The 21,558-nt window shown below is 61.9% G+C and carries 19 protein-coding genes; 12 read left to right on the forward strand and 7 right to left on the reverse strand.

Going from position 1 to position 21,558, the window contains the following annotated elements; translation table 11 throughout:
• Positions 1 to 42: 42 nt before the first annotated feature.
• Together MA04_RS01935 and MA04_RS01940 are read right to left on the reverse strand one after the other, a co-directional pair.
• A complete protein-coding gene (locus tag MA04_RS01935; protein ID WP_262459272.1) occupies positions 43 to 1,002 on the reverse strand; it encodes an alpha/beta hydrolase in 960 nt (319 codons plus the stop codon).
• Between the two features lie 45 nt (positions 1,003 to 1,047).
• Positions 1,048 to 1,506 carry an LEA type 2 family protein gene (locus MA04_RS01940; RefSeq protein WP_014993283.1) on the reverse strand — a complete coding sequence of 153 codons (459 nt, stop codon included), beginning with the start codon at positions 1,504 to 1,506 and terminating at the stop codon, positions 1,048 to 1,050.
• 62 nt (positions 1,507 to 1,568) lie between these two features.
• Here MA04_RS01940 and MA04_RS01945 point away from each other — a divergent pair, with 62 nt between their 5' ends.
• The 3 genes from MA04_RS01945 to MA04_RS01955 are packed head-to-tail and all read left to right on the forward strand — an operon-like array spanning position 1,569 to position 4,088.
• The gene (locus MA04_RS01945; protein WP_262459273.1) at positions 1,569 to 2,087 is read left to right on the forward strand and encodes a macro domain-containing protein; all 519 of its coding nucleotides are present in this window, start codon (positions 1,569 to 1,571) and stop codon (positions 2,085 to 2,087) included.
• Between the two features lie 37 nt (positions 2,088 to 2,124).
• Positions 2,125 to 2,694, forward strand: a complete 570-nt coding sequence (locus MA04_RS01950) for an isochorismatase family protein (protein WP_262459274.1) — start codon at positions 2,125 to 2,127, stop codon at positions 2,692 to 2,694.
• Positions 2,695 to 2,741: 47 nt separating this feature from the next.
• Positions 2,742 to 4,088, forward strand: coding sequence for a nicotinate phosphoribosyltransferase (locus MA04_RS01955; RefSeq protein ID WP_262459275.1), 1,347 nt, complete (start codon positions 2,742 to 2,744; stop codon positions 4,086 to 4,088).
• Between the two features lie 154 nt (positions 4,089 to 4,242).
• On the opposite strand, the gene MA04_RS01960 is transcribed toward MA04_RS01955, so the two are convergent.
• The 3 genes from MA04_RS01960 to MA04_RS01970 all read right to left on the reverse strand — a co-directional run bounded on the left by MA04_RS01960 (position 4,243) and on the right by MA04_RS01970 (position 7,926).
• The gene (locus MA04_RS01960) at positions 4,243 to 6,516 is read right to left on the reverse strand and encodes a sulfatase-like hydrolase/transferase (protein ID WP_262459276.1); all 2,274 of its coding nucleotides are present in this window, start codon (positions 6,514 to 6,516) and stop codon (positions 4,243 to 4,245) included.
• 176 nt (positions 6,517 to 6,692) lie between these two features.
• On the reverse strand, positions 6,693 to 7,706 hold the full coding sequence (locus tag MA04_RS01965) for a phospholipase A (protein ID WP_262459277.1): 1,014 nt from the start codon (positions 7,704 to 7,706) through the stop codon (positions 6,693 to 6,695).
• Positions 7,707 to 7,737: 31 nt separating this feature from the next.
• Entirely contained in the window at positions 7,738 to 7,926 is a 189-nt protein-coding gene (locus tag MA04_RS01970) for a Trm112 family protein (RefSeq protein ID WP_022993715.1), read from the reverse strand.
• A 215-nt stretch (positions 7,927 to 8,141) separates the two neighbouring features.
• Here MA04_RS01970 and MA04_RS01975 point away from each other — a divergent pair, with 215 nt between their 5' ends.
• The 3 genes from MA04_RS01975 to MA04_RS01985 all read left to right on the forward strand — a co-directional run bounded on the left by MA04_RS01975 (position 8,142) and on the right by MA04_RS01985 (position 12,541).
• Entirely contained in the window at positions 8,142 to 9,938 is a 1,797-nt protein-coding gene (locus MA04_RS01975) for an acyl-CoA dehydrogenase C-terminal domain-containing protein (protein ID WP_262459278.1), read from the forward strand.
• Positions 9,939 to 10,294: 356 nt separating this feature from the next.
• Positions 10,295 to 10,666 carry a YbaN family protein gene (locus MA04_RS01980; protein ID WP_262459279.1) on the forward strand — a complete coding sequence of 124 codons (372 nt, stop codon included), beginning with the start codon at positions 10,295 to 10,297 and terminating at the stop codon, positions 10,664 to 10,666.
• Positions 10,667 to 10,753: 87 nt separating this feature from the next.
• Positions 10,754 to 12,541, forward strand: a complete 1,788-nt coding sequence (locus MA04_RS01985) for an acyl-CoA dehydrogenase C-terminal domain-containing protein (protein ID WP_262459280.1) — start codon at positions 10,754 to 10,756, stop codon at positions 12,539 to 12,541.
• Between the two features lie 283 nt (positions 12,542 to 12,824).
• Here the strand turns inward: MA04_RS01985 and MA04_RS01990 are convergent, their stop codons facing one another.
• Both MA04_RS01990 and MA04_RS01995 read right to left on the reverse strand, forming a co-directional pair.
• The gene (locus MA04_RS01990; protein WP_262459281.1) at positions 12,825 to 13,517 is read right to left on the reverse strand and encodes a 4'-phosphopantetheinyl transferase family protein; all 693 of its coding nucleotides are present in this window, start codon (positions 13,515 to 13,517) and stop codon (positions 12,825 to 12,827) included.
• Positions 13,518 to 13,580: 63 nt separating this feature from the next.
• Positions 13,581 to 13,907: a hypothetical protein gene (locus MA04_RS01995; protein ID WP_262459282.1), complete on the reverse strand. Its 327-nt coding sequence runs from the start codon at positions 13,905 to 13,907 to the stop codon at positions 13,581 to 13,583.
• Positions 13,908 to 14,349: 442 nt separating this feature from the next.
• On the opposite strand from MA04_RS01995, the gene MA04_RS02000 reads away from it, so the two are divergent.
• The 6 genes from MA04_RS02000 (at position 14,350) to MA04_RS02025 (ending at position 21,540) form a co-directional block, all read left to right on the forward strand.
• The gene (locus MA04_RS02000) at positions 14,350 to 15,906 is read left to right on the forward strand and encodes a ShlB/FhaC/HecB family hemolysin secretion/activation protein (protein WP_262459458.1); all 1,557 of its coding nucleotides are present in this window, start codon (positions 14,350 to 14,352) and stop codon (positions 15,904 to 15,906) included.
• Positions 15,907 to 15,965: 59 nt separating this feature from the next.
• Complete coding sequence (locus tag MA04_RS02005; RefSeq protein ID WP_262459283.1) at positions 15,966 to 17,858, forward strand: DUF2341 domain-containing protein; 1,893 nt, start codon at positions 15,966 to 15,968, stop codon at positions 17,856 to 17,858.
• Between the two features lie 11 nt (positions 17,859 to 17,869).
• Positions 17,870 to 18,295, forward strand: coding sequence for an ExbD/TolR family protein (locus MA04_RS02010; RefSeq protein ID WP_262459284.1), 426 nt, complete (start codon positions 17,870 to 17,872; stop codon positions 18,293 to 18,295).
• A gap of 29 nt (positions 18,296 to 18,324) precedes the next feature.
• Positions 18,325 to 19,083: an energy transducer TonB family protein gene (locus MA04_RS02015; protein ID WP_262459285.1), complete on the forward strand. Its 759-nt coding sequence runs from the start codon at positions 18,325 to 18,327 to the stop codon at positions 19,081 to 19,083.
• 61 nt (positions 19,084 to 19,144) lie between these two features.
• Complete coding sequence (locus tag MA04_RS02020; protein ID WP_262459286.1) at positions 19,145 to 20,842, forward strand: putative porin; 1,698 nt, start codon at positions 19,145 to 19,147, stop codon at positions 20,840 to 20,842.
• A 29-nt stretch (positions 20,843 to 20,871) separates the two neighbouring features.
• Positions 20,872 to 21,540, forward strand: a complete 669-nt coding sequence (locus MA04_RS02025) for a DNA repair protein (protein ID WP_262459287.1) — start codon at positions 20,872 to 20,874, stop codon at positions 21,538 to 21,540.
• Positions 21,541 to 21,558 lie beyond the last annotated feature (18 nt).

The raw sequence follows: 21,558 nt of genomic DNA on the forward strand, positions 1-21,558 counted from the left end.
ATCCGTGTCTACTTAAATGGGGCCAGTCCATTGCGTCTTTTTTCAACTGTTCACTGTTAACTGTTCATTATTCACTGCTTTTTCCCATTTCTGGTGCAGAAAATCCCCGATCTCCGCCACGGCCAGGTCGGCGTCGGCGAGGAGGCCGGCGTGGGTCTGGAAGACGTGCCAGCGGCGTGGAAACAACTGATAGCGGCTCGGCGTGTCGGTGGCGCGCAGCCGATCCGCCAGCCGTTCGCTGTCCACTCGCAGCAACTCATCACCGCCGCTCTGAATCAGCAATGGCGGCAGACCATTGAGATCGCCATACAGCGGTGACGCCTGCGGCCGGGCGAGGTCGTCGCCGGCGTAGAGCCGTGCCGCCTGGGCCAGCCAGGGCACGTTCAGCAGGGTTTCACCAATGTCGGAGCGCTGCTCCTGATTCACCGTCAGATCCAGCCACGGTGACAACAGCACACCCGCCGCCGGCGCCGGCAGCGCCGAATCCCGGATCCGTTGCAGCAGCGCCAACGTCAGCCCGCCACCAGCGGCATCGCCCCCCACCGCGATGTGGCTGGCGTCATGGCCTTTGTCCAGCAAGCGTTGATACACCATCAGGGCGTCGTCCAGCGCCGCCGGGCAGGGGTGCTCCGGCGCCAGTCGATAAGCCGGCACCACCACGGTGGCGTTGAGACGGCGCGCCAGATGGGACGTCAGCGATCGGCGCGTGGCGGGCGAGCCGGAGACGTAGCCGCCGCCATGCAGATACAACAAGACCGGACCCTGGGGACGGCCCAATACCTCCGCCGGCACCGAGCCGAAGCGGGCCCGGTGGCGCGGCACCCCACCGGCGACCAGACTGGCGCGGCTGGCGGTGTTCAGCCAGAAGCGCTGCACCCCCAGGCGTATGCCGGGGCGAAAAGCGGGGCGTACTCCGAAGCGCAACAGCCCCCGCAGAGCCATGGCCAGCGCCGCCTGAAAGGGCGTGGCCTGGCCGCCCAGCAGTTCACGTCGTAATCCCATCCCGGCCTCCTGGCGGACTGTGGTGAAACAACGTGCCGGCCATGATCAGCGTGCCCGTGGCAAGGTATCGGGCAGGGTGAACTGGCCTTTGCGGTCGAAATGCAGCGGGAAGCCGACACCGGCCACCCGGGCTTTGCCCTTGATCTCATAGTCCAGCGGCTCGTCCAGCCGCTGCAGGCCTTGCAGTTGTTGCAACGTCCCCAGCAGGGTGGTGGTGATGCGGGTGCTGACCAGAGCATCGCCCATGGCCGGCAAGGTGACCCGTTCTCCCGTCAGGCCGCGAGCGAAGCGCTCGCCGTTGAAAAACACTTCATAGTCGAGGCTGTTGAGGGTCAGTTCCCGGTCATTGGGATTGCGTACTCGCAACACCAGATGCCATTGCTGCTCGAATACACTGACTTGTTCCAGTTGTACCGAGGACAATGACACTTCCGGTTTTTCCAGACCGCTCAGGGTCTGGCAGGCGGACAGCAGCAGGGCGAAAATAACAACGGCAAAACGCATTTACAGGCTCCCTGATGAGCAGCAGCATGAGGACATCAAACACCGATCGGGAGGACGTCACCATGACTTCCTTGGAAATTACCGTGGGAGACATTACCCGACAAGCGGACATGGACGCCATCGTCAACGCCGCCAATCGGGAATTGAAACCCGGTGGAGGTGTGGCCGGTGCCATTCACCGCGCCGCCGGGCCGGAACTGGCCCGGGCCTGCGCGCCTCTGGCGCCGATCCGCCCCGGAGAGGCGGTGCTTACCGAAGGGTTTGACCTCCCCAATCGGTATGTGATCCATTGCCTGGGGCCGGTTTACCAACTGGACCAGCCGTCCGCCCGATTGCTGGCCGACTGTTATCGCAATGCCCTGGAATTGGCGGCTTCCCGTGAGCTGGCCTCGGTGGCATTCCCGGCCATCTCCACCGGGGTCTTCGGCTATCCGATGGAAGAGGCCGCCCGGGTGGCGCTGCGAACGGTACGGACGGTGACCGGGCAGCGATCATCGTTGCAACAGGTGCGTTTCGTATTGTTTGATCCGTCCGCGGGCGAGGTGCATCGGCGGGTGCTGGATGAATTGGCGGCGGGCTGATTCCGATGACCGCGCTGGCCAATGAAGGAGGTAAGTCATGACAGGCACATCAATGCGCGCCGGAGACGCCCTGCTGGTGGTGGATGTGCAGAACGACTTCTGCCCCGGCGGCGCTCTGCCGGTGGACGACGGCCACGCGGTGGTGCCGGTCCTCAATCACTGGATCGGCACGGCCACCGACGCCAATCTGCCGGTGATTCTGTCGCGGGACTGGCATCCGGTGGACCATGTTTCGTTTCATACTCGTGGCGGGCCGTGGCCGGTACACTGCGTGCAGGACAGCTGGGGCGCCGCCTTTCACCCGGAACTGCGGATTCCGCATAAGGCGGTGCGGGTAAGCAAAGGGGGCCATTTCGAACGGGACGCCTATTCCGCCTTTGACGGTACCGGCCTGGCCCACTGGTTGCGCCGCCGCCGAGTGCGGCGCTTATGGCTGGGCGGTCTGGCGGAAGACGTTTGTGTTTACCATACCGCTCTGGATGCCCGCCGCCACGGTTTGGTCACTCATTTGCTACTGGCCGCCACCCGGCCGGTATTCGCCGATCGGCAGCAGGAGTGCCACCGGGCATTGCGGGAAGCCGGGGTGATACTCATCGCCGGACAGTGAAACCAATCTGCCTGGCCACAGCACTGCATACTGCATGAGGAAGTCTGATGACCGCCATTTGGCCGGACCGAGACGCGTTGTGTCTGCTCACGGATCTCTATGAACTGACCATGGCGCAGGCTTACTGGCGTCAGCAGCGCAACGACGAAGCCATTTTCAGCCTGTTTTTCCGTGTACTGCCCGAGCAACGTCAGTATGCCGTGGCCTGCGGTCAGGAGTACGCCGCCCACCTGGTCAGCGAACTGCGCTTTCCCGAGGCGCAAGTGGCCCGCCTGGCGGAATTGAAGCAATTCCAACCGGAGTTTCTGGACTGGTTGGCCGGTTTTCGCTTTACCGGGGAGATCCGCACGGTGCCGGAGGGCACCCTCGTCTTTCCCCACGAGCCGGTACTGGAGGTGCGGGCGCCAGTGATCCAGGGGCAGCTGCTGGAAAGCCTGCTGATGAATTACATCAACCTGGAGACACTGCTGGCCTCCAAGGCTTCCCGGGTAGTGGATGCCGCTGGCGGACGGCCGGTGATGGATTTCGGCATGCGCCGCATGCACGGCCTGGAAGCGGCCTGGCGCGGTGTGCGCGCCTACCGGGTGGCGGGCATCAGTGGCACCAGCAATGTGCTGGCGTCGCGGGACTTTGATCTGCCGGCCCAGGGCACCATGGCGCACTCTTACATTCAGGCGGTGGGGGATGAACGGCAGGCCTTTCTCGAATACGCACGGCTGTATCCGGGAACCACTCTGCTGGTGGACACCTACGACACTCTGGCCGCGGTGGACAAAGTGATCGGCCTGGTACGGGAGGAAGGTATCGAGGTGGGCGCCATTCGAATCGATTCCGGAGACCTGGGTGCCTTGGCGAAAGCGGCGCGCCGGCGGCTGGATGACGCCGGACTGAGCGGTATACGCATTGTCGTCAGCGGTGGTCTGGACGAATGGAAAGTGGCGAAGCTGGTGGCTGATGGCGCCCCCATGGACGGCTTCGGGGTGGGCACGGAAATGGGCTCGGTGGCCGACGCGCCCTCTCTGGATTTCGCCTACAAGCTCACCGAGTACGGCGGCGAGCCCCGGCTTAAGAACGCACCGGGCAAGCCGGTCTATCCCGGCGCCAAACAGGTATGGCGCCATCACGACGCGAACGGCATGTTGGCCGGTGACGAGATCACCGGTATCGATGAGGCACGCGATGGCGAGCCGTTGTTGCGCACGGTCATCGCCAACGGCGAGCCGGTGATTGCGGCACCGGACGCCGACGCCGCCCGCCAGCGGCTGCGTGGTGAACTGGCGGCGTTGCCGGAGCCGTTGCGGGGCGTTCAGCGGGCGCCGGAACCTTATCCGGTGAGCCTCAGTGAGCGCCTGGAAACCCTCCGCCAACGCACGCTGGACGCGCTTTCCCGATAAGAGCGGTGCTGTGCCACGAACTCGTGCTGTATTCGCTGCCAAGGCTGCTTCCCACAGCCGCGTTGTAACCCCCTTGTGGGAAGCGGCCTTGGCAGCGAATTGCCCCATAAGCGCAAAGGGGCAGGACGCCGGGAGTCTGACAGCCTGTGGGCACCTACTGCTGCGACATAATCGCCCGCTCGTTGGCCTTGTCGGCGTCCTGGTCGAGTTTGCGTGCGCTGCTGGAAGGCAGATCGAAGATCACCCGCCTGATGCGGCCCGGATAGGGGAAGGGCGCGCTGTAACCTTCGGTGACCGGTGACAGACAGCGGCCGAAATCCATGCCGATGCTGGAGAGCATCACCAGCAACAGTGGAATCGAACCGCTGGCCTGGGGCTCGCCATCCACCGCCAGAGTGACATCGCCGCCGCCATCCTCGCGACGGGTCACGGTTACGGTAACGGTGTGTTCGCCGGGCGCCAGAATCCGTTCGCTGACCAGGTGGGTATGGTCATGGAAGCCATTGTGGTCGAAGTGCGCTTTGCCGTCCTGGATATAGAGCACGAAGCCGCTATTGATGGTGCCGCGCGATACCAATACGCCGTCGCCATGCTCAGGATGATCCGGCAACTCCACGGTGAGCGTGAAGCCTTTGTACACCGGCGGGCAGGCGTCGGAAACGATGTGTGACACCGGCGGGTAGTAGACGAAATGCTTGCGGCTGGTCGGCACGCCCTTGCGGCGGGAGCCGCGGAACAGATCGCCGGCTTTGCGGTCATCCAGCGGCAGTACGCCGTTTTTTTCCGCTTCGCGCCACCACAGCGCCTTCATGTGCTCAAGCTTTTCCGGCTCGCTGTGTGCCAGGTTGTTGGATTCGGAGAAGTCCTCGTTGAGGTTGTACAGCTCCCACTCCTCGGTGTCGTAATCGCTGCCGCGCCGGTGATGGGTGACCGCCTTCCAGCCGTCGGCCCAGATCGCACGGTGACCGAGCATCTCGAAGTACTGTGCCTCTCGCGGCACGTCCACGTCCTGGTCCAGGGTCGCCTTCAGGCTGACGCCATGCAGCGGCATTTGCGGGACTCCGGCCACGGTGTCGGGCATCCGCAGGCCGATCAGGTCGAGCAGGGTGGGGGCGATGTCCACGGCGTGGCAGAAGGTATGGCGCATCTCCCCGGGCTTGCCGAGCCTGCCGGGCCAATGCAGGATCAGCGGATCGCGCACGCCACCGCCGTGGGTGTTCTGCTTGTACCACTTCAGCGGCGTGTTGCCGGCCTGGGCCCAGCCCCAGGGGATGTTGCTGTGGCTACGTGGCGTGCCGATGTCGTCGAGCCGTTTGACGGCGGTGGCCACATCTTCCTTCATGCCGTTGAAGTAGCGCATTTCATCCAGGGTGCCGGTGGCGCCTCCTTCCTGGCTGGCGCCGTTGTCGGAGATCAGCACGAACAGAGTGTTCTGGTCCTGGCCGAGCTCGGCAAGCCCCTCCATCAGCCGGCCGATCTGCGCGTCCGTGTGTTCGAGCATGGCGGCGAACGCTTCCTGCAAGCGGGAGGCGAACCGCTTGTGGTCCTCGGGCAGGGTGTCCCAGTCCGGCACGCCGGGATTTTGCGGTGCCAGGGCGGTATCCGGGGGAATGATCCCCAGTGCCTTCTGGCGCTCGAACCAGCGCTCGCGCTCCTTTTCCCAGCCGTGATCGAATTTGCCCCGATACTTGTCCAGATAGGCTTGCGGGGCCTGGTGCGGGGCATGCATGGCGCCCATCGCCAGATACAGCAACCAGGGCTTTTCCGGCACCAGAGAGACGCTGTCGCGGATGAAATCCAGGGAGCGGTCGACGATGTCCTCGGACACATGGTAGCCCTGTTCCGGCGAGCGGGGCGGTGCCACGAAGTGATTGTCATAGGTCAGTTCCGGGTAGAACTGATCCGTTTCGCCCTGCATGAAACCGTAGAAACGGTCGAAGCCTTTCTGCAGTGGCCAGTTGGTGAAGGGGCCGGCCGCGGAGCATTCGCGCATCGGGGCCAGGTGCCACTTGCCAGTGGCGAAAGTGGCGTAGCCAGCATCGCGCAGGATCGCCGGTAGCAGTGCCGCATTGGGGGGAATGGCACCGCGCGTGTTGGGGTAACCGGTATCGAAGTTGGAGATCGCGCGGATGCCCGCGGCGTGGTGGTTGCGGCCGCTGAGCAGGCAGGTGCGGGTGGCCGAGCACAGCGCGGTGGTGTGGAAACCCGTGTAGCGCAGGCCTTCGCTGGCGATCCGGTCGATGTTGGGCGTGGCTATGCTGGATCCGTAACAGCCGAGATGGGAGAAACCGGCGTCGTCGAGCACCACCAGCACGATGTTGGGAGCACCTTGCGGCATGCGCGGCTCAGGCCAGGACGGTTCGGAATCGGCGACGGTGCGGCCAATCTTGCCGGGGAAATCCGGTTCGGCGGGATGGCGGAAACTCATGATGGCTTCTCCCTCGTGAGCTGTGGTGACCGGTTGTTGTCGGAATAATGGAATCAGCAGGGAAATAATGGTTAATCATTAATATGGGGGCAAAAAAGGAGTGTAGCAATAGATTTTTGTGGCCAGATTGATGGAGGGGAATCAATTCGGCGCCCGGGCGGGCGCCGGTGGGGGGGTTACAGTGTGTCGGTCAGCAAAATGCCGAGGCTGAAACGGTTCTCGTAGTCGTCATAATTGATCAGCGAATCGCCGTAGCCGGAAAACACCTGAACCAGCCCTTTGAAGCGCTTGTTGATCGGGAAGGAATAGGAGATTTCGCCGGCGCCTTTATTGTCGGAGCGCAGGTTGTTGCGGACCATCAATTCCAGCACGTGGTTGCCGAACGGGCGCGCCACTTCCAACTGGAAATGACCCATGTATTTTTCGATGTCCGGATTGTCGTCGCCGCTGGTTTGCAGCGGATCCTTTTTCTTGTCTTCGGGAATCCGGTACCAGGGCATCACCGAGACGTAGTAGGAACCGATCTGGGAGATGTGCCGCAGGTAGACACGGTTCCAACTGCGGGACGCGGGAACATCACGGCCGTTGGATTCATGAATGAAGCCAAACGCCATCAGTTCGGTACGGACTGGTCCCAGTTTCCAGTCCATGGGTTTGGCCAGAAAAATTTCCGGCGCGTAGTTGATTTCCCGGAACGGGCTGGATTGATTGCTGTTGTAGGCTTGCCAGAAAAAGGTACCGGTGAAAGCCATGTACAGCGTGCTGCCGTTCCAGAAATCGTCGTACAGCGGTGCCTTCAGGGACAGCTGGAATTTGATTTCCTCGGAGTCCAGGTCGTCGTCTTCCCGGTCCGGGTCGTTCCATTGGGGATTCGACCAATAAGAGTAGGGCATCAGGTAGTTACGGCGATGCGGCGTGATGGCAAAGGGGTTGTTCAGAGCAGACCGCTCCAGGGCCAGCCGGCCGCGCAGCGCATCCTCATGGGCACTGCGTTGCTGCTGTTCCGGATCGCACCAGCGGCGCAGCTCTTCCAGGGTGACGGTGCGGTCGCCTTGCTGAACACCTCGCAACAAGCATTCATTGCGTTTCGCTTCCGCCTCCCGTGCGGCGGCCTCAGTGGTTTCCGTGCTTTCCTGCGCCTGGGCCACCAGCGGGCCGCACAGCAGACAAGCCAGCAAAATGCGCTTCATACCCCGTCCTCGTTGGTGGTGATGGCGGAACTCAAAGACCTTTCAATTCCTCGTTGCTCATGGTGCGGGCTTCTTCTTCCAGCATCACCGGGATGCCGTCCCGTATCGGGTAGGCCAGACCGCTGGCCTTGCATTTCAGCTCGCCGGCCTTCTCGTCCAGGATCAGCGGAGCCTTGCTGACCGGGCACACCAGAATGTCGAGCAGATTGGGGTCGATCATCGCCTTCATACCTCATCGTCATGATGGTCCGGGGCCGACTATACCAGCCCTCGGGGTCCCGTGCGCGAATTCAAACAGTCGTTTGACTTATGGGTCACAAATAGAGGTGGGCACTGATGACACCCTCACCTAAGATTGTGGCCCTTCAATGACGGCGGCGCCCTTGGGCGTGCCCGCTCGGAACCCCAGACAGACCGTTTTCAGGGAGACCTGACATGCCTGAGTATAAAGTCCCTTTGCGCGACATGCGCTTCGTTCTCAACGAGGTGCTGGACCTGGATGCCCACTACGCCAAGCTGGGCCTGGAAGAAGTGAACAGCGAACTGCTCAACGCCTTCCTGGAGGAAGGAGCCAAGTTCGCGGAAAACGAACTGGCGCCGCTGAACCGTTCCGGTGACGAGGAAGGCTGCCACTTCGAGGACGGCGTGGTCACCACCCCACAGGGCTTCAAGGAAGCTTACGCCAAGTACGTGGAAGGCGGCTGGCCGGCCATGGGCGGTGATCCGGAGTTCGGTGGTCAGGGCCTGCCCGGTTCCGCCAGTATCGCCATCTCCGAAATGACCGGCACCGCCAACTGGTCCTGGAGCATGTACCCGGGCCTGTCCCACGGCGCCGTGGCCACCATCGAGGCCCATGGCACCGACGAGCAGAAGCAGGCCTATCTGCCGAAGCTGACCAGCGGTGAATGGACCGGCACCATGTGTCTGACCGAGCCGCACTGCGGTTCCGACCTGGGCATCCTGAAGAGCAAGGCCGAGCCCCAGGCCGATGGCTCCTACAAGATCACCGGCACCAAGATCTTCATCTCCGCTGGCGAACACGACATGGCCGAGAACATCGTCCACATCGTGCTGGCCCGCCTGCCGGAAGCGCCGAAAGGCACCAAGGGCATTTCCCTGTTCATCGTGCCGAAGTTCCTCACCGACGGTAACGGCGGTGTGGGCGAGCGCAACGCGGTGGCCTGCGGCTCCATCGAGCACAAGATGGGCATCAAGGCTTCCGCCACCTGCGTGATGAACTTCGACGGCGCCACCGGCTATCTGATCGGTCCGGAGAACAAAGGCCTGAACTGCATGTTCACCTTTATGAACTTCGCCCGCCTGGGTACCGCCATTCAGGGCGTGGCCCATGCCGAGCTGGGTTTCCAGGGCGGTCTGACTTACGCCAAGGACCGCCTCGCCATGCGTAGCCTGAGCGGGCCGAAAAACCCGGACGGCCCGGCGGATCCGATCATCGTTCATCCGGACGTGCGCCGTATGCTGCTGACCAGCAAGGCGTTCGCCGAAGGCGGCCGTGCTCTGGTTTACCTGTGCGCGCAATTGGGCGATAGCGTGAAACTGGGCAAAACCGAGGAAGAGCGGGAAGAAGCCCACGAACTGATGGCGTTGCTCACCCCGATCGCCAAGGCGTTCGTCACCGAAGCAGGTCTGGAAGCCGCCAACCACGGTGTGCAGATCTACGGTGGTCACGGCTTCATCCGCGAATGGGGCATGGAACAGAACGTGCGTGACGCGCGCATCTCCACCCTGTACGAAGGCACCACTGGTATCCAGGCGCTCGACCTGCTGGGCCGTAAAGTGCTGATGACCCAGGGCAAGGCGCTGCGTAACTTCACCAAGATCGTGCACAAGTTCTGTGAAGCCAACGCCGATAACGCCGATCTGAAGGAGTTCATCGAGCCGCTGGCCGGTTGCAACCGTGAGTGGGGCGAGCTGACCCAGGCGATTGGCCTGCAGGCCATGCAGAATCCGGAATACGCTGGCGGCGCCTCTGTCGATTACCTGATGTACTCCGGCTATGTGACCCTGGCTTACCTGTGGGCGCTGATGGCCTCCAAGGCTCAGGAACAACTGGCCGCCGGTGCTGGCGACGAAGCGTTCTACAACGCCAAGATCAAGACCGCGCGTTTCTACTTCAAGCGCATCCTGCCGCGCACCGCCGGCCACAAAGGCGCCATCGAAGGCGGCGTGGACAGCATAATGGATCTGGACGCCGAGCACTTCGCGTTCTGATTTCCGACTTGCTGTGATCCCGAAAAAGCCCGCCTCGATGGCGGGTTTTTTTTGATTCATCGCGGAACAACCGGGGCCCGGAAGGCCTCCGTACAGACCGGCTGTGGGAGCTTGCCTGCAAGCGAATATTACAAACCGCCCGAGCGAGCCCATTCGCTTGCAGGCAAGCTCCCACAGCCAGGCAAGCTCCCACCGCGGCTTTGTCGCTACCTAAGTCTCCAAGGCCAGAAAAACACCCGCGCTTGCCGATCCGCGTCCCTGATGGAGGGAAATCTTGTTTCCTTCTAAATTTGGCCTACCGCGATGAGCCCGGATCGACGCAGACAAGCCCCCCGGCTCATGCTGTAATGCCCGCCATGATCAAGATTCTGTTGTGGCGAATACTGGCCTTGCTGACTCTGGTGCTGGGCATGATCGGCGTGGTGGTGCCTGGTCTGCCCACGGTGCCGTTTCTGCTGCTGGCGGCCTGGGCCGGCACGCACGGTTGGCCGCGTCTGGAGCACTGGCTGCTCAATCACCCCCGCTACGGCTTTTCGATCCGGCAGTGGCGTGAACATGGCGCGGTATCCCGTCGCGCCAAGGTCGCGGCGACTCTGATGATGGCACTGAGCGTGCTGCTGATCACGCTGTCAGCGGCCCCTTTGTTGGTGAAAATCAGCGTGCCTGCCTTCCTCTGCGTGACCCTGATCTGGCTGTGGAAACGGCCGGAACCGGGCGGTCACGGATGAATGGGGAGTCACAAATAATCGTTTACCGCACCGGCGTCGTGGCTAAACTGACCGCCTTTCACACGGTCAGCAATCGGGAGACAGACCATGGCGATCTACAAGGCTCCTTTGGAAGACATGCGTTTCGTGCTTAACGACGTGTTTCAGGCGGAACACCTCTGGTCTTCCTTGCCCTCTATCTCCGAAGTGACCCGCGATCTTTCCGACGCCGTGCTCGAAGAAGCCGGCAAGATGGTGGAGAACCTGCTGTTTCCGCTGAACCGTGACGGTGACGAGGAAGGTTGTCACTTCGAGGACGGTGTCGTCACCACGCCGAAAGGCTTCAAGGAAGCCTTCAAAACCTACGCCGAAAACGGCTGGAGCGCGTTCTCCGGCAATCCGGAATTCGGCGGGCAGGGCATGCCAAAATCCCTGGCGGTGCTGTTCGAGGAAATGATGCACAGCGCCAACTCCTCTTTCGCGCTGTACCCGGCGCTGACCAACGGCGCCACCCTGTGTCTGGACGCCCACGCCAGCGACGAGCTGAAACAGGCTTACCTGCCGAAGCTGTACAGCGGCGAATGGGCCGGCACCATGTGTCTGACCGAACCGCATTGCGGCACCGACCTGGGCATTTTGCGCACCAAGGCGGTACCGCAGGACGACGGCTCTTATCAGATCAGCGGGACCAAGATTTTCATTACCGGCGGCGAGCACGACATGGTGGATAACATCATCCATCTGGTGCTGGCGAAACTGCCGGATGCCCCGGCCGGTTCCAAGGGCATCTCTCTGTTCCTGGTGCCGAAGTTCCTGCCGGACGCCGACCCTGTCAGTGGCAAGGATGCCGGCGAACGCAATGGCGTCGCCGCCGGCTCCATCGAGCACAAGATGGGCATCAAAGGTTCCGCCACCTGCGTGATGAACTTCGACAGCGCCAAGGGGTGGCTGGTCGGCGAAATCAACCAGGGGCTGGCGTGTATGTTCACCATGATGAACTACGAGCGGCTGTCCATCGGTATCCAGGGACTGGGCCTGGGCGAAGCCAGTTATCAGAGCGCGGTGGATTACGCCCGCGAGCGTATCCAGGGGCGCGCCGCCACCGGTGCCGCCAATCCGGATGGCGCCGCCGACCCGATCATCGTGCATGGCGATGTGCGCCGTATGCTGATGACCATGCGTGCCCTCAATGAAGGCGGCCGTGCCTTGTCCGCATACGTTGGTATCCAACTGGATCTGGTGAAGTTCTCCGAGGACGAGGAAGTGCGCAGCAAGGCGGCGGATCGCGTGGCGCTGCTGACGCCGGTGGCGAAAGCGTTCTTCACCGATCGCGGTTTCGAAACCACGGTACTGGGCCAGCAAGTGTTCGGCGGTCACGGTTACATTCGTGAGTGGGGTATGGAGCAGTTCGTGCGCGATTGTCGTATCTCGCAAATCTACGAGGGCACCAACGGTATCCAGGCCCTGGATCTGGCCGGCCGGAAAGTGACTCGCAATGGTGGCCGTTACGTGGAGTCGTTCCTGGCGGAAGTGCGCCATTGGATCGAAGCAAATGGCCAGGAAGCAGGCCTGGACGGCGTGCGTGAGCCGCTGGTCGCCGCGGTGGATCGTCTGCAGGTAGCCACCGAGGAATTGCTGCGTCAGGCGGGTGATAATCCGGATGCGGTCAACGCCGGCGCGGTGGAGTACCTGGACCTGTTCGGTTACGTCACCTACGCCTGGCTGTGGGCGATGATGATGGTCAATGCCGCCGGGCGTGATGACGACTTCGGCCGCGCCAAGATGATCACCGGACGGTTTTACTTCGAGCGTCTGCTGCCGCGCAGCGAAGCCCTGGCGCGGCAGTTGAAGGCCGGTGCGGAAACCATGATGAGCCTCGACGCCGATTTGTTTTAAGCGTTAAAAGCGGGCACAGCCCGGGCTACGAAGTCGCTGTAGGAGCCGGGCGGCGGGCCGCTTGCCCGCAGGCCGAATGTGCCAGCGCTGGAGGGCCGGGATTCGCCAGCAGGCTGGCTCCCACAGATCATGCTACGAAGCCGCTGTGGGAGCTTGCCTGCAAGCGAATGTCCGTACGTCATCCCGGGCTTGACCCGGGATCTCGTGACGCCGGCAGTGCCACCATCAAGGCCACGATAAACTGAGTGGGATCCCGGATCGGTGTCCGGGATGACGGTACGGGTCAAACCCGCGCCACCAGAATCCAGCTGAGCACCCCGCCGTTCTGTTCCCGCCATTGATAATCCAGCGCCACACCGGTGCGCCACTCATCCGATAACGTGCTGCGCAATACGATGCGATGGTCATCCAGCAGAGCCGCGTCCTGGAAATAAAAGCGTTGGCCGGTGAGCGGATAAAGCGCTTTGAACAACGCCTCCTTCACCGAGAAAGTGAGTGAAACGCGGCGTGCCTGTTGTTCCTGATCCAGGTCCGACAGTGCCTCGATCTCCGCTTCCGTCAGCAACTGCTCGCGCAGTTTCAGCGCCCGTTGCGGGGCGATCCACGCTTCCGCGTCCAGGCCGACGCCACGCCAACGCTTCCGGTCGGCCACCAACGCCGCCGCCCGCCCCTGAGCGTGGGTGATGGCCCCGCATACCGCCGGTGGCCAAACCGGTGCCCGATCCTCCCCGTAGCCGGGCAAGGCGGGTTCACGGGTGATGGCCTCGATGGCGGCTCTGGCGCAGCACCGCCCCGCCAGATATTCGGCCAGACGCTTCTCCACCGCGCCCTGCAGGGACGCCGGCAGCGGCACTGCCTGATGTTCAAAATCCTCCAGCCGGGTCCGTTCCGGATAATAGCCGCCGCTGGCCAGACAGAGGCCGCTTTCCCAGTGCTCAAGTTGAATAGGATCCAGGCTGGATACGGATTCGGGCATAACACGGTGCTCGCTGACGGGGTCTTTATACTGGCGTCTGCCCGCGATGCCGGCAAGTCGGGTTCAACGCGGAGGACGCTGCGGTTTGACGCCACTTCCCAGCGCGTTCCCCATACGATTGCGTAACGCCGACTGACTGAACTGCCCGGTCTGGTTGGGCGGCAGGCGGGTGACATCGGCGGAGTCCAGTGCCGGGTTATCTCCTTTTGCGCCTTCGGGAATCGCCGTCGGCATCATCTTACGCTGCAGGCAGTCGTAGGGCAGGGTGCGATGGCCGTTTACCTCCACTTCCACACAGGAAGGCTCATCGGCCTCGGACGCGGGAGCTTCCGCCGCTTGCAGCGCCGGCGTCATCAGTACCAGCCATCCCATGCTTATCCAGTGCTTCATGTCGTTTCCGTTTGTGATCGGTGAGATTTTTATCGGTGAGAGAGTCCGCTGCCAGGAGAATGAAAACGCGGCGGCTTTTCAGTGAATTTTTCATGACTGGCCGTCTCGCCCCTCACCGTTCCTCTCTATCGCTGCTCTGGCGCCGCGTGGGCGCCGATCAGAGGCCTCCGGTCAGCCTCTTTTTTGCTGTAGCAATGCGGTCTTTCCGTGAATTTTTGGTGACAACGGTTCGGTTCCGACGGACTCCCGCCATCTAGAGAGTGTTAACTGGATCACCGTATTTGCCGCGGTGTGTTTCGGGGTTGTGGTTCGTGGTTACCAGAGTTTCCCACGGTGATGCTGGCCACCGATCTATGTATGTGTTTGCAGAGTCGAGTCAATGCGTGACGCCAACAGAATGAGCGGAGTGTCCTGTTTTTTGGGAGGAGTGTTTGTGGCAGCCATGACTTTGACATCGTCACTTTACGCTCAGCAGAGTGCCGCTGAAGACGACGCGCCGGTAGCGGCACCGAGAACGGTAACCATCAACGAGTACATTGTGCGCGGTAATACGGTTCTGGATGTGCGCGACATCGAGAAAGCGGTGTACCCCTTTCTCGGCCCGGAACGAGGCCTGGAAGACATCCAGAGCGCGCAAAAGGCTCTGCAGAAGGTCTATCAGGACAAAGGTTATCAATCCGTTTACGTGGAGCTGCCGGAGCAGCGGGTCAGCGGCGGCGTGGTCTATCTCCAGGTGGTCGAGGTCACCGTGGGTCGGGTGCGCGTGGTCGGTGCCGAGCATCACTCTCCGCTGAAAATCCGCGAGGAAGTGACGGCACTGCGGGAAGGCGTGGTGCCCAATTTCGAACTGGTGCAGGAAGATCTGACCAAGGTGAACCGCACCGGCAAGCGGCAGGTGATGCCGGTGGTCAAGGAAGGCGCCATTCCCGGCACCATGGATGTGGATCTGGCCGTCGAGGATCAGACGCCCTGGAACGGCAGCCTGACATTGAACAACGATTACAGCGCCGACACGGAAAAGCTGCGCACCGTCGCCACCCTCGGTCACTCCAACCTGTGGCAACGGGGACACAGCATGTCCCTGACCCTGTTCACCGCGCCGGAGAATACCGATAACGCCGAGGTCTGGTCGTTGAGTTACGGCTTGCCGTTGTCCGAGCGCTGGTCCCTGCGTTTCTCCGGTTATACCTCCGACAGTGACGTCAATACCGTGGGCGGCACCAGCGTATTGGGGCAAGGACAATCCTACGGCGTTTCCGCCACCTACAGCATTCCGTTCGACGGTACCTGGGGGCATTCCTTCTCTCTCGGCGTTGATTTCAAGGACTTCGATGAGTCGCTGGAATTCGGCGACGCCGAGGACACCATCCCGCTGAAATACGCGCCTTTTACCTTTGGCTATAACGGCTACTACTACACCGAAAAGAACCAGGGCTCGATCAATCTGACCCTGGTTACCGCTACCAATGAGTTCCCCAGCAATAGCAGTGGCTGGGAGGATTTCGATTACAAACGGTACCGGGCCAAACCGGATTTCGCCTTGATCAAGGCCGAGGCCAGCAACGAGAGGCTGCTGGGCGAGTGGGGGCTGGCGACAAAACTGAGCGCGCAGATAGCGTCCGGCTCCCTGGTGTCCAATGAGCAGTTCGCGGTGGGGGGCGCCGGCACGGTTCGGGGTTATCTGTCCGCGGAGCAATCCGCCGACGACGGTGTGCTGGCCAGTATTGAACTGCGCACCCCCTCCATCGCCGAGTGGCTGGGGTCACCCTGGAGTCTGATGCGAGCCCATGTCTTCGGTGAAGGCGCCCATCTGACGCTGCAAAACCCGTTGCCGGAACAGGACGACGAATTCGACCTGGCCAGTGTCGGTGTCGGGCTGCGGGCGGAGATCGGTGCCTGGTTGAGCGGACGGCTGGATCTGGGGTACCCGCTTACCGATGCGGAAAACACGGAAAAACATGATCCCAGAGTGCATTTCAGTATTACCGCCAGTTTCTGAACAGAACGAAGGGCGCCCTTAAGGGCGACCAAACAGCTTGTTTTTCGGAGTGTCTGATCATGCAACAACGCCTGCTGATTTTTCTCATATCCTGCCTGGGTGCGCTGTTGCCCACTCTGGCCCATGCCTGGTGGCAAGACGATTGGAGTTACCGCAAGCAAATCACCATCGATACCTCGCCCCAGGGCGCGGCCATCGATCAGCGGGTCGGCCGGGTACCGCTGCTGGTACGTCTGCATACCGGTAATTTCAGTTTTCAGGACGTCCAGGAAAACGGTTCGGACCTGCGCTTTGTCGCCGCGGACGATCAGACCGTTCTCAATCATCAGATTGAAAGTTTCGATGCGCTGTTGGGCGTGGCCTACATCTGGGTGGATGTGCCGGCGCTGGAAGCCGGGTCCAGCCAGGATGTCTGGATGTATTACGGCAACCCCGACGCACCGGCCACCAGCAACGGTCAGGCGGTGTTCGACGCGGATTACACCCTGGTCTATCACTTTGACCAGGCGCCCGGCGCGCCAGCCCGTGATGCCACCGCCTACGGCAACAATTCCAGTAACACCGTGCCGCAAAGCGTCACCGGGGTGATCGGCCAGGCCGCCGCCTTCGCCGGTGGCGAACCGCTGATGGTGGACGCCGCGCCGGCCCTGGCGACGCCCGCCGCCGGTCAGTTCTCCTTCAGCGCCTGGGTACGGGCCGATCAGAGTGCCAACGAACAGCTGATTTATGCCCGCCGTGACTCCGGCAATTCGCTGCTGATCGGTATCAATGCCGGCCAGCCTTTCGTTGAGGTCAATGGCCAGAGGACGGCGCCGGCGCAACCACTGGCATCCGGTCAGTGGCAACATCTGGCGGTGACCGCCGATGGGCAGCAAGTGGCGTTGTACGTGAATGGCCGCCAGATCAGCAGCTTGCCGGTGGCACTGCCGCCGCTGGCCACCGCCATCGCCTTGGGGGGCGATATTCCGGGTTACACGCCCGCCGCGCCCGTTGCGGAAGAGACCGCGAGTGAAGGGGAGGACGTCGCCACTACCACGCCGGCGGAGGTGCCATCCCGCCATTTCAATGGCGCTCTGGATGAAGTGCGGATTTCCAAACAGGCCCGGCCAGCGCCGTTGTTGATGGCGGATTACCAGGCCCAGGGTTCCGATTCGCGGCTGGTGGTGTTCGGCGTCGACGAAGAGCAGTCCGGATTCGGCTTTGGCGCTCTCGGCTTTTTGCTGAGCGCGGTGCCCATCGACGCCTGGGTCATCATCGGGGTCCTGGTGATCATGATGATCCAGACCTGGTTCGTCATGTTCCGCAAGTTCCGCTATACCCGCCGGGTGGACGAAGCCAACGGCCGTTTTCGTGGCGAGTTCGCTCAGGTCGGCACGCAACTGGAAAAAATGGCGGACAGCCCGGAGCTGGAACAGGAACTGGAATACTCATCGCTGTGGCGGTTGTACCAAGTGGCGGTGCATGAACTGCGATTGCGCCGTGCCCAGGGCGCCGATACTTCCAGTATTTCCTCGGAAACACTGGAAGCGATCCGCGCTTCCATGGACGCCGTTCGCACCCAGCAGAATCGCGAGTTGAGTTCCCGTCTCGGTGTTCTCTCCAACGCCATCGCCGGCGGCCCCTACATCGGCCTGCTGGGTACGGTGATGGGCATCATGGTGGTGTTTCTCGGCACTGCCATGGCCGGGGACGTGAACATCAACGCGGTGGCACCGGGTATGGCCGCGGCCCTGCTGGCCACCGCCATGGGGTTGTTCGTGGCGATCCCGGCCCTGTTTGCCTACAACCGCATCAACGGCCGTAACCGCGATATCAGTTCCGACATGCGCGTCTTCCTGGACGAATTCGTCACCCGCCTGGCGGAGATTCATGGCGCCGGGCAGCGGCCGCCCCAGCCGGCGCAGGCCGGTCATGCCGCGCGCCATGGCATCTCTCAAAGTCCGGTGGTGTAAGGAGAACAACGATGGCTTCGGCAAGAACGTCGATGGACGACGATGAAATGGACGGACCGGTGGACGGCATCAATATCACGCCGCTGGTGGATGTGCTCATGGTGGTGCTGGTGATGTTCATCCTCACCGCCACGGCGCAGATCGCCGGCATCAAGGTGGATCTGCCCAAGGCCAGCTCCTCGGTGTCGCTGTCCGAGTCCAAGACCAAGGCCATTTCGGTGAACAACGACGGGCAGGTGTTTCTCGATGCCTACCCGGTGACGCTCGCTGAACTGGAAGATCGGTTGCGCACCGAGAAGGCCATGAACCCCGGCTTTCCGGTGATCGTGCGCGGGGACGCCGCGGTGCAATACCAGAAAGTGGTGCAAGTGCTGGATGTGCTGCGGCGTCTGGATCTCAACCAGGTTGGTCTGGTGACTGGCAAGCCGCCGCAGTGATCGATGACAACCGGATAACAGGAAAAACCATGTCGTTGCAGTCACCTCAATCGCGGGATTCCGGAACGGCTTCGGGCAAGCGGCATTCCGTTTCCGCGAGCAAGGCATCCCATACCCGGCGCGGGCCGATGACCTATGTGCGCTTTGTTGTCGGCGCGGTGATGTTGATTGTTCTGGGCTGGCTGATCTGGCAATGGGCCAACGATATGAGCGGCGTGCGCCGACAGGTGCCGCAGGAGCCGATGCTGGTACCGCTGCCTCCGCCGCCACCGGAGCCGGAGCCGGAGGAAATGAAGGAGCCGGAACCGGAACCCGAACCGGAGGAGATCGTCGAGCCGGAACCGGAGCCCACACCGGTGGAAGAACCGACGCCTGAGGAACCGCCTTCGCCGTCGGACGATTTGTCCGAGGCCATGCAGATCGATGGCGAAGCCCAGGCCGGCGCTGATGCCTTCAATATCGGGGCCGGCAGTGGTGGCGGAATGGCCGGTTCCGGCACCGGCCGGGTCGGCAACGCCACTTACGGCCAGTACCTCTCCTACGCGTTTCAGCGGGCGCTGCGCGAGGAGCCGTCGATCCGTCATCTGAGTTACCGGATACAGATCAATCTCTGGCTTAACGAAGCCGGCCAGATCACCCGAGTGCAGTTACTGAACTCCAGCGGCGACCCGGATACGGACGACAAAGTGATCGCCGCCGTGCGTGCCATTCCGGCGTTGGATCAGAAGCCGCCGAAGTCGATGACTTTGCCGGTGAAAGTGGCTTTGCAAGGGCGGCGTCCGGGCTGACCGGTGCCGAAACCAACCTGACCCAAGAATCGAGACGAACCGTTTCAGGAGCAATAAAGCAATGAACATGAAGCGCAATCAGTGGCTGCTGATGCTGGCCGTGGCGGCGACCTTGAGCGGCCCGGCCGTGGCGCAGACACCCGCCGAAACCACCGCGCCGGGAGGCAACAGCACCACCGTGCACCTGATCCGGTTGTTGGTGGAACAGGGGGTGATCACCGATGCCCAGGCCAACGCCTTGCTACAGCAGGCGCAACGGGAGGCCCAGGCTGCCAGCCAGCCCCGCCCCGAGCCGGATGTGCGGGAAGGGGACGTGCGTGTCCCCTACATCCCGGAAGTGGTTCGTGATGAGATTCGCGAGGAAGTCAAAGAGGACGTAATGGCCCAGGCCAAGGCGGAGAACTGGGCGGCGCCGAATACCTTCCCGGATTGGGTGTCTCGGGTGAAGGTGTTCGGTGATGTGCGAGTACGTAATGAGAGCCGGTTCTTCTCCGGGGATAACAGTGATGAAATCATTGATTTCCAGAAACTGAATGATGACGGTCCCTACGACGTCAATGAAGATAGCGTTACGTATCTGCCGCCGCTGATGAATACGCGGGAAGATCGAGAGAACCTGCTACGTATTCGCGCTCGTTTCGGCCTGGAAGCCGCCCTTTCCGAGAATTGGAGTACCGGTGTGCGCCTGGCCACGGGCAGCAGCAACGGACCGGTTTCCACCACCCAGACCTTGGGCGGCGGCCTCAGCAAAAAAGACATCTGGCTGGACCGGGCCTGGATCAGCTGGCGTCCGGGAAACTGGAACTTTACCGCCGGGCGGGCTGAAAACCCGTTCGTATCCACGGATATTCTTTATTCCGGTGACCTGAACTTCGATGGTGTTTCCGCCCGTTTTTCCGGTTTGTCGTTCAGCAATAGCGGCTCGTTCTTCGGTACCCTTGGTGCCTTCCCGCTTCAGTACAGCGACGACGACTGGCCGTCCAACAGCCGTGACAAAGGCAAGAGCGAGGATCGCTGGCTGCTCGGCGCCCAGGTTGGCGCGAACTGGGAATTCAAGAATCAGAGTCGATTCCAGGCAGCGGTGGCCTATTATGATTTCGACAACCTGCGCGGCCAGCGCTCCTCGGAGTGCTTCCTGTATCAAGTGGGGCCGCCCTGTGATACGGACTGGTCAGTGCCGGCCTTTATGCAGAAGGGGAATACGGTCTTTCTGTTGCGGGACATTCAGCTGGACCCTTCCGACCCGGCGCACACGCCCTTGCCGCAGTACGTTGGCCTGGCCTCCAAGTTCCAGTTGTTTGATCTGAATGTGCGTTGGGATACCACGCTTTTCAACGGCTACAAATTGCAGCTGGCGGGCAACTACATCTACAACCACGGCTACGACGAGCAGGAGATGTGGCAGAACGCCGAAGGACAATTGGCAAACAACTTCAATGTGAACACCGGCGAAATCGAGAGCGGCCGTGACGCCTGGATGGTGCATGCCGCTTTCGGGTCGTCCCTGGACCTGAAACGCCGCGGCGACTGGATGACGTTCCTGGGCTACAAGTACATCAAACCGGATGCTTTGCCGGATGCCTATAACGATTCCTCTTTCCATCTTGGTGGCACCAACGCCAAGGGCTACTACCTGGGCGCGGCTTATGCCTTGAACGAGCGTCTGTACTTCCAGGGACGCTGGATGAGCTCGGAAGAGGTGTATGGGCCGCCGCTGTCCATCGACATTTTGCAGCTCGAACTGAATGCCCGGTTCTGATCGACCTGGCGATGAAGGGAGGTAATACCATGAAGAGGGCGGATAACGTCAGAACAAAGTGGTTCCCCGCGACGATGGCATTGTTGGTCCTGGCCTTGCCTGCGTGGACGCAAGCCCAGCAGTCCAGCCTGGAAGAACGTCTGCGCACCGAGTTACGCAACACCACCCAGCAATTACGGGACCTGCAATCCCGGCAAGCGGGCCTGGAGGCGGCCCGCTCCAACGCGGAAGTGCAACGTGACGCTGCCCGGGCCCAGGTGGCCAAACTGCAGGCCCGGCTCGATGCGGTGGAAGGGAACCTGGTCTCCCAGCAGCGCAGCAGTCAGGCGCGCATCGCCGCCAGCCAGGAACGCACCGAGCAGATGCGTGGTGCCTACGATGAGTTGTTGACCCTGGCCAAGGGCAAGGAAGCGGAGCGTCTGACACTGCAGAAGGCACTGCAACAACGTACCGCCGAATTGCAGACCTGCGTCAGCCGCAACGAGGAGATGTATCTGGCGGGCAAGGAGATCCTGTCCGCTTATGAAAGCCTCGGCGCCGGCAGCCTGTTCAAGATGCGTCAGCCGCTGGCGACTTCGTCGCGGGTGGAGTTCGAGAACAGGGCTCAGGATATGGGAGACCGGCTATATAACGCCCAGGTCGGTGTGGTGCGGTCGGATCAGGACGGTAACGCCGACACGGCGGAAAACGACGGCTGACATCATCGAAACGTCACA

Origin of the sequence: Alloalcanivorax balearicus MACL04 (assembly GCF_025532145.1) — a bacterium.
GTDB lineage: Bacteria > Pseudomonadota > Gammaproteobacteria > Pseudomonadales > Alcanivoracaceae > Alloalcanivorax > Alloalcanivorax balearicus.